The organism is Mesorhizobium sp. NPDC059025, from assembly GCF_042739655.1.
In the GTDB taxonomy this organism is placed as follows: Bacteria; Pseudomonadota; Alphaproteobacteria; order Rhizobiales; family Rhizobiaceae; genus Mesorhizobium.
In genome coordinates this window covers 230,797-243,727 of the sequence record NZ_JBHYIM010000003.1, presented here as the reverse complement: position 1 = coordinate 243,727, position 12,931 = coordinate 230,797, and the positions used below count along the sequence as shown (strand labels likewise).

Annotated in this window: 10 protein-coding genes; 4 read left to right on the top strand and 6 right to left on the bottom strand. The window is 61.8% G+C overall.

Annotated features, from left to right (window positions below; all coding sequences use genetic code 11):
- Position 1: 1 nt before the first annotated feature.
- Both ACFWYE_RS09145 and ACFWYE_RS09140 read right to left on the bottom strand, forming a co-directional pair.
- The gene (locus tag ACFWYE_RS09145; RefSeq protein WP_379110898.1) at positions 2 to 922 is read right to left on the bottom strand and encodes a fumarylacetoacetate hydrolase family protein; all 921 of its coding nucleotides are present in this window, start codon (positions 920 to 922) and stop codon (positions 2 to 4) included.
- Between the two features lie 10 nt (positions 923 to 932).
- On the bottom strand, positions 933 to 2,054 hold the full coding sequence (locus ACFWYE_RS09140) for a cupin domain-containing protein (RefSeq protein ID WP_379068042.1): 1,122 nt from the start codon (positions 2,052 to 2,054) through the stop codon (positions 933 to 935).
- A gap of 136 nt (positions 2,055 to 2,190) precedes the next feature.
- Between ACFWYE_RS09140 and ACFWYE_RS09135 the strand changes: the two genes are divergently transcribed.
- Positions 2,191 to 2,871, top strand: coding sequence for a GntR family transcriptional regulator (locus ACFWYE_RS09135; RefSeq protein ID WP_379068040.1), 681 nt, complete (start codon positions 2,191 to 2,193; stop codon positions 2,869 to 2,871).
- On the opposite strand, the gene ACFWYE_RS09130 is transcribed toward ACFWYE_RS09135, so the two are convergent.
- From ACFWYE_RS09130 to tssH, 4 genes are all read right to left on the bottom strand, one after another.
- Positions 2,872 to 4,122: a flavin-dependent oxidoreductase gene (locus ACFWYE_RS09130; RefSeq protein WP_379110897.1), complete on the bottom strand. Its 1,251-nt coding sequence runs from the start codon at positions 4,120 to 4,122 to the stop codon at positions 2,872 to 2,874.
- A 65-nt stretch (positions 4,123 to 4,187) separates the two neighbouring features.
- Complete coding sequence (locus ACFWYE_RS09125) at positions 4,188 to 5,120, bottom strand: DMT family transporter (RefSeq protein WP_379068037.1); 933 nt, start codon at positions 5,118 to 5,120, stop codon at positions 4,188 to 4,190.
- Positions 5,121 to 5,309: 189 nt separating this feature from the next.
- Positions 5,310 to 6,302 (bottom strand): cell division protein FtsZ, encoded by a 993-nt coding sequence (ftsZ, locus tag ACFWYE_RS09120; RefSeq protein WP_379068034.1) that lies wholly within the window; start codon positions 6,300 to 6,302, stop codon positions 5,310 to 5,312.
- A 253-nt stretch (positions 6,303 to 6,555) separates the two neighbouring features.
- Complete coding sequence (tssH, locus tag ACFWYE_RS09115; RefSeq protein WP_379110895.1) at positions 6,556 to 9,372, bottom strand: type VI secretion system ATPase TssH; 2,817 nt, start codon at positions 9,370 to 9,372, stop codon at positions 6,556 to 6,558.
- Positions 9,373 to 9,696: 324 nt separating this feature from the next.
- On the opposite strand from tssH, the gene tssA reads away from it, so the two are divergent.
- Genes tssA through tssC form a run of 3 tightly spaced genes read left to right on the top strand, consistent with a single transcriptional unit; the run spans position 9,697 to position 12,923 of the window.
- Complete coding sequence (gene tssA, locus ACFWYE_RS09110; RefSeq protein ID WP_379110893.1) at positions 9,697 to 10,869, top strand: type VI secretion system protein TssA; 1,173 nt, start codon at positions 9,697 to 9,699, stop codon at positions 10,867 to 10,869.
- A 5-nt stretch (positions 10,870 to 10,874) separates the two neighbouring features.
- The gene (gene tssB, locus ACFWYE_RS09105) at positions 10,875 to 11,414 is read left to right on the top strand and encodes a type VI secretion system contractile sheath small subunit (RefSeq protein ID WP_379110891.1); all 540 of its coding nucleotides are present in this window, start codon (positions 10,875 to 10,877) and stop codon (positions 11,412 to 11,414) included.
- A gap of 3 nt (positions 11,415 to 11,417) precedes the next feature.
- A complete protein-coding gene (tssC, locus tag ACFWYE_RS09100) occupies positions 11,418 to 12,923 on the top strand; it encodes a type VI secretion system contractile sheath large subunit (protein WP_144222433.1) in 1,506 nt (501 codons plus the stop codon).
- The last annotated feature ends 8 nt before the right edge of the window (positions 12,924 to 12,931 follow it).

Genomic DNA, 12,931 nt, shown 5'->3' with positions numbered 1-12,931 from the left:
TCTACTCCGGTGTTGCGTCGACGACGGGATGCCGCAGCGAACCAATGCCTTCCACGCAGGCAACGATGGTGTCACCCGGCCACATCCATTCCTGCGGACTGCGCCCCGCGCCGACACCTTCAGGCGTGCCCGAGGCAATGATATCTCCCGGCTCCAGGGTGATGCCCGAGGATATGTCCGCAATCAGGTCGTCGACTTTGAACAGCATATGGCGCGTGTTCGAGCGCTGTTTCTCCACGCCGTTTACTGTAAGCCAGAGATCGAGTGTCTGGGGATCCGGGATCTCGTCCGCGGTGACGATGCAGGGACCGAAGGGAGCATAGCTGTCCTGGCCCTTGGAGAAGATCCACTGTCCCGCCCGCCGATTGTCGCGAGCCGAAACGTCGATCATCACCGAATAACCGAAGACATGGCGCAGTGCATCCGGCTTCGCAACCCTCCTGGCCGTGGTGCCGATGATCACCGCCAATTCCACCTCCCAGTCGAGCTGCTGGGTGATCTTGCCGTTGTGCTCGATCCCTTCGCCCGGCCCGACGACCGTCGTCGGCGGCTTTGAGAAGATCACCGGCTGCTTGGGCAGATCCTTCGACGTGTCGAGCGACTTCGCGCTTTCGGCGACATGCTCGACATAGTTCAGACCGATGCCGAAGATGTTCTTGCGTGGCCTGGGGATCGGCGCCAGCAGCTTCACATTGGCCAGCGCCACGGCCGTTCCCGTCGGGAAGCGGCCATTGGCGTCGGCAAGGCAATCGCGCAATGTCTCGATACCGGGCCGGCCGGCATCGATCAGCTCCAGCATGCTCGCGGGCAGGTTTTTGCCGGCCGCGTCAGCCAGGGCTGCAACGTCGACCACCAGGTCATCGACGATCACGCCAAGCCGCGCCGCCGCCTCGACTGAAGCGCGATAGGTCACGAGTTTCATCTTGTTTTCCTTAGAGGAGCGGCTGGAAGCCGCCATTGTCACCGAATGCCTGCTCGCGGTAGAGGCCGAGCGCCCGCATCACCGGAAGGTCCGACAGGCAGAACAGGCAGGCGTCCTCCTTGTCTGAACCGTTGATATGCTCGTGCCATGCCCAGGACGGCACGCAGAAGATGTCGTGTTCCTGCCAGTCGTAACGCTTGCCGTTGATGACGGAATGGCCCTCGCCCTTGGCGACGTGATAGAGGCCGCTGCCGGTATGACGGTGGGCCTTTGTGTGCTCGCCCGGGCGCAGCATCTGCATGCTTGCTCCCATGGTCTGCATGACGGGTCCTTGCGTAACCGGGTTCACATATTCCATCAGCACGCCATCGAATGACGAGCCTTCCGTGCAGGCCGAGTATTTCGTCAGCGCTTCGTACGTCGGCGCCCATTCATATTTGAACATCGGGCTGTAGCCCTTGTCCCAGCCCTGCCCCGTCGGCTTCAGCCCAGGATTGCCCCAGGTCTTGGTCATGTCGTCGACTGCAAATCCAACCGCCTGGCGCAGGTCCGGATGCACTTCGTAGAAGTTCGCCTCCATCGCATTGACGAACGGAATGTCCAGCCCGTCCTGCCAGATGCATGGCGAGCCGGTGGCCTCGACACCATGTTCGTGCCAGGTGCCGTTCGGCGTCAGCACGAAGTCATTCGCGCCCAGCGTCATCTTGTGGCCGTCGACGACTGTATAGGCACCGGAACCTTCCATGATGAAACGGATCGCGGAGGCCGAATGGCGATGCGCGCTGGCGACTTCGCCTGGGTTCATCACTTGCAGCCCGGCATAGAGCCAGCCGACGGCCGCCGCGAATTCGGTTCGGCCGGGATTGTTCAGATAGATCACCCTACGGCCCGCTTTTTCCGGCGTGACCAGTTGCACCGAACGCAGGACGTGTTCGCGCAGGTCGCGATAGCGCCAGACGACCGGGACCGATTGCGATTTCGGCTCCCATGGCTCGATCTTGTTCGCCACCGTCCAAAGCGCACCGGCACTGAAACGCCCGAGGTCCCCGTAATACGCCAGCAACTCAGGCGTATCCTCGACATTCGCCCGCCCGACGACATCCTCCCGATGGTTTTCGTGCGATTTCGTCATCGAACCCTCCTGTTCGCAACCCTATCGACTGTCAGCATGGGCGATCACTTTTTCGAAAGCAATAATTATTTTCGAAAATCTTTGGAATTGCCGACAAACAGACCTCTACGCTAGAGTCACAGCAAAGGATCCAGTCATGACTCTTGCCGAGAAGGCCTATGACGCCCTGCGTCACGACATCATTCGCGGCGAACTGACCCCAGGGCGACCGCTGCGCCTTTCCGACCTCAGCGAGCGTTATGACATGGGTTTCTCGCCCCTGCGCGAGGCGCTAAACCGGCTGCACGCCGAGCGCCTGGTGACGGCGGAATCCCTGCGTGGCTTCCGCGTCGCACCGCTGTCGCTCGATGAGTTGCATGATGCCGTGAACGTACGCATCAAGGTCGAATGCGACGCGCTCCGCGCTTCGATGGAGCTTGGCGACGACAACTGGGCGGCAGGCATCGTATCAGCTCTTTACGCGCTCAACCTGCAGGTTGCTCGTGCTGGCCCGGACGCCGATATCTGGGCGCTCGAAGCCCGGCACTATGCCTTCCACCGCGCCCTGCTGGCAGCCTGCAATTCACCCTGGACGCTGGAGTTCTTCGAGCGCCTTTACGCCGCAACCGAGCGTTATCGAATTCCAACGCTGCTGGCAGCGACCCACCCGGCCGGACGCGATGTCCAGGCGGAACACAGTGCATTGGCCGAGGCGACCCTGGCGCGTGACGCCGACAAGGCGACAGCCCTGCTGGAGGCGCATTACCGAAAAACCGCGGACCATCTGAGCAGTGTCTTCAGCACGGATAATCCAAACGGCATGGCAGTTGCAGTCTAACTACCGCTTTTTCCGATTGACCTGCTCCCTGGAGAAGCCGGCCATCGACGCATAGCCGCGCACGATGGCCTCGCGTTCCTGGTAGGTCGCGACCTGCTCGATGTCGTCGAAGCCGTGAGGAGCGCGCGTTTCGATCATATCGATGACGCCCTCGGGTCCACCCTTGCGATTGGCCAGCACGATTTCGCTCGTCGCTGTACGGCGTTCCGTATCGTAGGCACTCAGCCCATCCTGGATCGAGGCGGCACCGCTCAGATGCCTGGCCAGGCAGATCGCATCGAGAACCGCCTGGCTGGCGCCATTTGAACCGACCGGATACATCGGATGGGCAGCGTCACCGAGCAGGCTTACCCTTCCGAACGACCAGCGCGCCACAGGATCCCGGTCGCAGTTGGGGTATTCATAGAAAGGCCCCGTGGCTTCGATCAGGCTTACTGGGTCGATGAATCCGAGCCGGAACTTGTCGCGCACGAAGGTCAGCGCTTCTTCGAGACGTCCCGGGCGATTCCAGTCACCCCGTCCCGATGGCACTTTGCCCGCATCGGTGCGTGCCATGACAGCCCAGTTGGTCAAGCGCCTGTCCGGTTTCGCGGGATCCGCATGGATCGGATAGAATACGAATTTGGAGGTGTTGCTGCCGGCGATGACCATCGTGCGCCCATCCTGATAGACGGGCCATTCAACCGCTCCTCTCCAGATCATGATACCGCTCCAGACCGGCTGGCCCTGATCGGGATAGAGAGTGGAGCGAACCCTGGAATGGATGCCATCTGCGCCGATCAGCGCGTCGCCGTCCGCCTCTATCGATCCGGCCCCCTCGGTCCGTTCGAACCGCGCCGCCACGCGATCGCCGCGTTCCTGGAAGCCAACGAGCTTGTGATCGACATGGATGTGCGCCGGGCCCAGCCGCTCCATTGCGGCCTGGAAAAGCACCTGCAGCAACTTGCCGCGATGGATGCTCAGCTGCGGTGTGTCATAGCCCGCATCCATGCCCCGCAATTCCTGCCAGACTGTCTGGCCAAGGCGATTGGCGTAGATCAGTTCGCGGGTTCTGATGCCCGCTTCATCCAGAGCCGGCAGGAGACCAAGTGTCGCCAACGCCTTGATTGCATGCGGCAGCACATTGATGCCGACACCGAGCTCCCGCACGGACGGAGCCTGTTCGAACACGTCTGCCTCGATACCGGCCGCATGCAGGCAAAGCGCGGTTACGAGCCCGCCTATGCCTCCACCCGCAATCAAGATTTTCATCCGCGCCTCTTCCTGTTCGAGTTCGGCCCCCGGCTTGGTTTGGTGATGATGTTTCCGATTGACCTTTAAGCGCGAGTTTTCCCGCTACCCGGCAGGAACCCGGATGCGGCCAATGCACCGATAACGACCAACAGCGCCCCCGCCGCAACAGTGGTTGACACGGTCCCGACACCGAAAACGGCGAGCAGGACAAGGGAAGCCAACGGCGTCAGATAGGCGATGCCTGAGATCATCGCCGTACAACCCGTCCGGACCGCACGATCCCATAACGCGTTGGAAAGCGTCAGCGGTGCGATGCCGATCCCCGCGATGGCCAGTCCCTGAGGGAGCGAGAGGCTCGCAGATGGCTCGAAGGCCCAATGAAAACCGAGTGCCAGAACCGCAAGCAGCCCCATGGAAGGCCCCACCACATCATGCGTCTCGCGCCCATACGAGCGGACGGCGGCGTAGATGGCAAAGATGAGACCGCTGAAGAAGGCAAGCAGGATACCGGTGGCGTCAAAACCGTTGTCGAAGGCAGGCCCGATCGCAACAGCCGCTCCGATGAAAGCACCCGCAATGCCGAGGCCCTGCACACGTCCAAGCAGCTGCCTCCGAAGCCGTGCCATGATCGCGACGAGCAGCACGGGCCAGAGATAGGAAATCACATTGGCTTCCGCCGGTCCGATCCTGCGTATGGCCAGCAGATAGAGAATGTTGTTGGCCAGCAGGCCGATCGTCACGATGGCGAGTGTTCGAGGTGACGTTGCGAAAAAATCTGCTGTTTTGCCCTGGGCCGTCGAGACGCCGAACGAAATGACGAAGCCGACGGCCGCGGCCAGGCCGAATATAAGGAACGGCGGCGCCGGGTTCGCCACGGTGGCCAGCGTCGGCCATGTTGACCACAACAACACTGCGCCGAGCGCGAGACCGGCGGCCCGCGCCTGCGGACCGAAGGGCGGCAAGCGTTCAAGGAGCGTATCGAGGCCGAGAAGCAGGGACGGCGTGGCAACGTTCATTACCAGAGCCTAACATGGCTGCCCGAACGGTGCGACAGCCAAGGCCGGTCATCAGCACAAGCTGCGCATGTACAAAGGCTGAGCGGGCCAGCCGATGCCCGGTCAGAACCTGACGTTCAGATCCGCTCGCACGCCGCGATCGCTGACCTCGGAGCCGATCTCCGGCACAAAACGATGCATCGGGATGCTTCACGCAATCCGTTGCTGAAGCTGTGCCATATCGACAGTGTTGCGCAGGCCGGTCGCAACGACCGACACCCGGAATTTTCCCGACAAGGCCGGATCGAAGATGGCACCGACGATGATGTCGGCATCGGCGTCGACCTCTTCCCGTATCCTTGTCGCCGCCTCATCGACCTCGAACAGCGTCATGTCGGTGCCGCCGCATATGGACACGAGCAGGCCCCTGGCGCCTGTCATCGAGGCCTCGTCGAGGAGCGGATTGGCGATTGCAGCTTCCGCTGCCGCCCTTGAACGCCCTTCTCCGGTGGCTTCGCCTGTCCCCATCATCGCACGCCCCATGTCTTTCATCACCGACCTTACGTCCGCGAAGTCAAGATTGATCAGGCCTTCCTTGACGATGAGATCGGTGATGCACCGGACACCCGCGTTGAGCACGCCGTCAGCCATCACGAATGCGTCGGCAAACGTGGTCTTGGCGTCGGCGATCCTGAACAGGTTCTGGTTCGGGATGACGATCACGGTATCGGCACTCTCGCGAAGGCGCTCTATGCCTTCCTCGGCTGCCTGCATCCTGCGCCGGCCTTCAAAGGTGAAGGGCTTGGTGACGACGGCCACCGTCAAGATGCCGGCATCGCGTGCGGCGCGTGCAATAACGGGCGCCGCACCCGTTCCCGTGCCGCCACCCATCCCGGCCGTGATGAAACACATGTGGGTTCCTGCCAGATGATCCATGACTTCATCGATGGATTCTTCCGCAGCCGCGCCGCCAACCTGGGGGATGGAGCCAGCGCCCAAGCCTTCGGTCACATGCGCGCCCAGCTGGATCAGTCGCGAGGACTTCGACATGGTCAGCGCCTGGGCATCGGTGTTGGCAGCGACGAACTCCACGCCTTGCAAGCCCTCGGCGATCATATTGTTGATGGCATTCCCACCAGCCCCGCCGACCCCGAAGACCGTAATCTTTGGCTTCATCTCCAGTATTTCAGGCTTGGCGGTCATTGTGGTCCCTCTACGAAAAGCACCCGCTACGCCGCGCAAAACCGAGCAACGAGCATACGAATCAGACGATTCCCCCGCTCCTAGGGAATCAGAGGAGACGCCTTGCTACAAGATCGAGCTGAGGCTGGCACTGGCCTTCACGTTCATTTGTCCCGCCGTCACGCGGCTTTGGCGCGGCGCGCGCACCATTCGACTTGGCCGATCGAAGGTCCCTGCCGCGGACTTCAGAAGGATATCCCGGCCATCGACGAGGTCATTCGAACGTGTAGGTGAACCCTTCCGCCGAGGCGCCTACGACAACCTTCGTCATCTTTTCCCCATCGAGCGAGCGGCTGAGCACGCCGCGGCTCAATTCGGGCAGCAGCGTGTTGGTCAGGATGGCGTCGATCATGCGACCGCCGGATTCGATCTCGGTGCAGCGCGCTTTGACCAGATCCATGACACCGTCGCCGATCACCAGTTCGGCGTCGTTGGTTGCTTTCAGGCGTCTGGCTATCTTGCCGAATTGGTGCCGGGTGATCGCCTCGATCATCGAATCCGAAAGCGGGTAGTAAGGAATGGTCACCACGCGGCCGAGGAATGCTGCCGGAAACACCTTCAGCAGCGGCGCGCGCAGTGCCGTGTCGAGATCGTCAATGCCGGCGCGCACGGTCCCGTTCTTCGTACGATCCATGATGACCTCCGAGCCGACATTCGAGGTTAGCAGGATCAGCGTATTCTTGAAGTCGATGCGCCGCCCCTCGCTGTCGTCCATCATGCCTTTGTCGAACACCTGGAAGAAGATCTCGTGCACATCCGGATGCGCCTTCTCGACCTCGTCAAGCAGGATCACCGAATAAGGCTTTCTGCGCACGGCCTCGGTCAGAAGGCCGCCCTTGCCGTAACCGACATAGCCCGGCGGCGCACCTTTCAAGGTCGAGACGGTATGCGCTTCCTGGAATTCCGACATGTTGATCGAGATCAGGTTCTGCTCACCGCCGTACAGGGTCTCCGCCAATGCCAGCGCGGTTTCGGTCTTGCCGACGCCGGAGGGACCACAAAGCAGGAAAACTCCTACCGGCTTCTCCGGCGCGCCGAGGCCGGCGCGGCTGGTCTGCACACGCCTGGCGATCATTTCCATCGCGTGATCCTGACCGACCACACGCGCCGACAAGGTGGGCACGAGCTTCAGGGCTTTCTCGGTCTGGCTGGACAGCATCCGTCCCGTCGGAATGCCGGTCCAGTCCTGGACCACAGCCGCGACGGCATTGCGGTCGACGGACGGCAGGATCAAAGGTGTCTCCCCCTGCGCCGCGGCTAACTCCGCCATCAGTTCGCGCAGTCGCGCAAGGTCAGCCGCCGATTCCGGCTGCGAAGCTCCGTCCCCCGTCTCGACGCCAGCCGTTTCCGCACGGGCATCCCCGGCCTTGGATTTCCTGGTTTTCTCAACTTTGGCGTCCTTGCTTTTGGCGGCTTTTTCCTCAACCGCCAACGCTTCCGCACCCTCTGGCTCCGCAGCTTGTTCCTCGCCAGCAGCGGCATCCAGCGGCAACCCCTCGCCGCGCAGCTTGGCGCGCAGGTCGAGAATTTCGCTCACCAGCAGTTTTTCGCGATCCCAGCGCGCCTGGGCAGCAACAAGAGTGGTCTCGGTCTCCGCCAGCCCTGCCTCGACCCTGGCCAGCCGGTCTGTGACGTCGATGCCGATTGCCGCCTCGCGACCGATGATGCCCCGCTCGACCTCGAGCGCCTGACGTCGACGCAGGATGTCCTCGACTTCGGCCGGCGTCGCATGCTGCGAGACGGCGACGCGGGCGCAAGCGGTGTCGAGAAGGCTCACCGCCTTGTCCGGCAGTTGCCTGGCAGGGATGTAGCGATGCGAGAGCGAGACCGCAGCCTCGATCGCCTCGTCCAGTATCTGCACCTTGTGGTGACGCTCCAACACCCCGGCAACGCCACGCAGCATCAGCACGGCCACGGCTTCCGACGGCTCGTCGATCTTGACGACCTGGAAGCGACGCGTCAGCGCCGGGTCCTTTTCGATGTGCTGCTTGTATTCCGCCCAGGTGGTGGCGGCGATGGTGCGAAGCTCTCCCCGAGCCAGCGCGGGTTTGAGGAGATTGGCCGCATCGCCGGTGCCTGCTGCCCCGCCGGCACCGATCAGCGTATGAGCCTCGTCGATGAACAGGATGACCGGCGTTTCTGAAGCCTGGACCTCGTCGATCACCGCCTTCAGACGCTTTTCGAATTCCCCCTTGACGCTGGCACCGGCCTGCATCAGCCCGATATCGAGCATGCGGACGCTGACATTCTGCAGTGACGGTGGCACGTCGCCCTGGGCAATGCGCAGGGCGAAACCCTCGACCACCGCTGTTTTGCCGACGCCAGCCTCGCCGGTCAGGATCGGATTGTTCTGCCGGCGCCGCATCAGGATGTCGACGATCTGGCGGATCTCCGGATCACGGCCCACGACCGGATCGATCTTGCTGTCACGGGCACGCTGGGTGAGATCGGTCGCGTATTTTGCGAGCGCAGAATCCGCACCCGCACCGCGTTTCACCGGTGTCTCGGCAACAGCAGCAATGGCAGGTGAGCCGGCCTCAAGCGAGCCTTCCGTGACCTCTGCAAAGCGGGAAATGATCCCCTCCGCATCGATCTTGTCGAACTCCGCGCTGATCTTCGACAACAAGCCTTCGAGCACCGGCGTCTTCAAGCAGGCAAGCAGGATGTGAGCGCTGCGCACTTCTTCCACGCCGAACTCCAGCGTCGCGAGGTTCCAGCCCTCCTGGATCGCGTGAAAGATATGGTCGGAGAATTCCTCGATGGAAGTCGCACCATAAGGCAGCTTGTCGACGGCACGGGTCATGTCGGCGGTCAGGCGGCCCGGGTCCACCCCGGCGTCGGCGACAATCATCTGGACATCCGAGCGCTCGGAAAGCACCAGTTGCTCAATGAAATGGACAAGCTCGACATAAGGATTGCCACGCAGCTTGGTGGCATCTGCGGCCGCCTTGAACGCCCGCTGACAGAGAGAGTTTAGCTTGGCGACGAGCTCCTTGCGCTTGAAGCTCTGTGAAGACCGGCGCTGTTCCATCTGAACCTGCTCCCGAAGTCTGCCAAACATACCCTGCCATATCGGCGGCGGCTTGACAAAGCATGTGACGGTTTTGGCGTTTTGAATGCGCCCCGGGGCGACACCTCCCGGCTGCAAAGGCCTCATAACAAACACCGAATTTCGGTCCGGCCTATGCGAGCCATTTCACATACCGCGACAGGCAATTGCGCGATGGGTTCGTCCAGGAAACGGTCGCATTCGGCTTCCGTTGGCTTTTGAGATGTCGCTCAATTGTGGTAGAGTGAGGCCGTGTGATAACGTTACGTCACACAGGGGTCTCAGGGCCGCTGGCTGGGGGTAGGTGTGATTGATATCGCACTCTGGCTGAATCCTCTGAACGGTGAGAATCCGTCGGGGGAGGATTTGCGCAACGAGCAGACCTTTCACGAGCTCGAGCGTCTTACCGAACCGCAGCTCAAACTTGTCCATGACGGCACCGGCAAGCCCACCTCGCAGTCCACGCCGGTGGATTGGGCTGCAGTCCTCGAGAAGGCGGACGAGCTTCGCTGTCGTGGTCGGGATCTGCGCCTTCTGGTCATAGTCGCGCGCGCCCTCGCCAACGAAGAAGGGCTGGCAGGGCTTGCACAGGGTCTGACCCTCATCTCCAAGACCTTCGATCAGCATTGGGACACGATGCATCCGACGTTGCGGGCCAACGCAGCGCCGCGCGACGCCGCTCTGCGCCGCATCAATGCTCTGCTTGACCTCCAGAATGGCCAGGAAGGCCTGTTGGCGAATCTGAGGGAGACGATCTTCTTCTCGCCGCGTCAGGTCGGGCCGATCAGCGGACGCGATCTGGAAAAAAGCGCACTCGATGAGCGCATCATGCTGCAGGAATCCGCTTCCGGGTTGAATGCAGCCGAGAAGGCGGCGTTGGTCAGTGCTCACAACCAGCTCTTAAACCGCGTCCGGAGCGGCTGCGCGGCACAGGCGGACCAGGCCGATGATGTGATGACCTCTCTGCTCGCCGATACTCGCGCAGCTATCACGGCCCTCGACGAGGTCGACGTAGCCCTCAACAAGCGCATTGAAGGCAATGGCCCGGTGATCCCGGAATTGAAGCGTTTCCTGCAGCGTTTGCTGACGACGCTGGAACGTAATTCGGCGGCCGGCCCGGTGGCGAATGGAGCCGCAAAGCCAACCCCGCCGCCGGAAGAACCGGCGTCGCCCGCCCGAAACGGTCATGGAGCCGAAACGATGGCAAGCGTGGCAAGCCTTGTGGAGCCAAGTGTCGGGCTGCCCGACCGGATCGCCTCCCGCGACGATGTTGTCAAATGCCTCGACCTCGTCGTGGCTTTCTACGACCGCACGGAGCCGTCGAGCCCGATACCGCATCTTGCCCGCCGTGTGCGCCGGATGGTGCACATGGATTTTGTGGAGCTGATGGAAGATCTCGCCCCGTCCGGGCTGAAGGAATTCCGGCTGCTTGCCGGCGTTCCCGATCCCAAGAAACCGGCCCAGAAGGATGAAAGGTAAAAGGCATGCCAGCAGAGAGCAAAGCTAAGGTCATCGAAAGAAACCGCGCCCCGCGCGTGCAGATTGCCTACGATGTTGAGACCTACGGCAGCCCGACGACCATCGAACTGCCGTTCGTCATGGCCGTGATGGCAGACCTTTCCGGTGCCTCCCAGACCAAGGAAGCGTCGAAGTCGGTTCTGGACCGCAATTTCGTCGAAACCGACGCCAATCGCTTCCCAAAATTCATGGAAGCCATGGGGCCTCGCGTGAAGGCGCGCGTGAAGAACACGTTGCCGCAAGCCGAGGGTGCTGAGCGAGACGAGGAGCTGGCCGTCGATCTTACCTTTTCGAAGATGGGCGATTTCGCGCCCGACAAGGTGGCCGAGCAGGTGCCTCAACTGGCCGAGATCCTCAAGATGCGCCGCCAGCTCGAGGAATTGCTCGGCTTCATGGACGGCCGCGTCGACGCCGAAAAGCGCATTGCACAACTTCTGAACAATGAGCCGTTGCTGGGCAGGATCGCCAATCAGGCGATGTCCGACGACGACAAGGCGGGGGAGTAAGTCATGGCTGAACAGCAAAAGACCGCAGCCGCCACGGCCGAGGCAGAAGCGATAGACCTCGGTGAATTCAGCGGACTCCTGGAGAAGGATTTCAAAGTCAAGAAAGACGATAGCGAAAAGCTGCAGCAGCTTGTGCGCAACCTGGCGCTCGCCGCCCAGTCACGTTCCGAGACCACCACGATCTCATCCAATGCGATCAAGTCGATCAAGTCCTTGATAGCAGGCATCGACAAGATGCTGACGACACAGGTCAACGAAATCCTGCACGCACCGGAAGTGCGGGAGATGGAAGGCACATGGCGCGGCCTCTGGTATCTCGTCAACAACACCGAGACGGATACCAAACTGAAGATCCGGGTGATGAACATCTCAAAGGAGCAACTGGCCGACACGCTCGAGGATTATGAAGGCCAGATGTGGGACCAGAGCCCGATCTTCAAGAAAGTCTACACGGACGAGTATTCCATGCTCGGCGGCGAGCCGGTCGGCTGCATCATCGGCGCCTACGAATTCTCGAACCATCCGCGCGATGTCGGCCTGCTGCGCAATGTTTCCGGCATCTGCGCTTCCGCGCACACGCCTTTCATCGCCGCCGCCTCGCCACGCCTGTTCCGTATGGACAGCTGGCAGGAACTGCCGAACCCGCAGGACCTGCAGATGATCGTGTCGAACCCGGCCTATGCCTCATGGCAATCGCTGCGCGAGAGCGAGGACGCCCGCTACATCGGCCTCACAATGCCCCGAGTGCTGGCGCGACTGCCTTACGGCACCGAGACCGTTCCGGTGAAGGGCTTCACCTTCGAGGAAGAGGTAGAGGGCGACCACAACAAATACGTCTGGATGAATGCCGCCTTCCCGATGGGCGTGAACATCAACCGCAGTCACAAACTCTATGGCTGGGGTACGCAGATCCGCGGGGTCGAGAATGGCGGCACGGTGCTGAACCTGCCGGTGCACGCTTTCCCGACCGACGACGGGTCGATTGCGATGAAGTGCCCGACAGAAGTGGCGATCGACGACCGACGTGAGGCTGAACTGGCCAAGCTCGGCCTGATGCCGATCCTGCACCGCAAGAACACCGATCTCGCTGCCTTCATCGGCGCCCATTCACTGCAGGATGACGAGACTCGCGCCGGTCGCCTTGTGGATCCCGACGCACAGGCCAATGAGCGGCTCTCCGCCAACCTGCCATATCTGTTCCCCGTGTCGCGCTTCGCGCATTACCTCAAGGCAATCGCACGCGACAAGATCGGCTCGTTCAAGGAACGCTCCGACATGCAGATCTGGTTGACCGAGTGGATCAACCGGTACGTGCTGGCCAATCCAGCCTTTGCCGACGACAAGGCGCGCGCCAAGCGCCCGCTTGCCGCAGCCGAGGTTCAGGTCGACAGCGTCGAAGGCCGGCCCGGTTACTACAATGCTCGTTTCTATCTACGTCCGCACTATCAGCTGGAAGGCATCAATGCCTCGCTCCGGCTCGTGTCGGAACTGCCCTCCGTGAAGGGCTGAAATAGCAG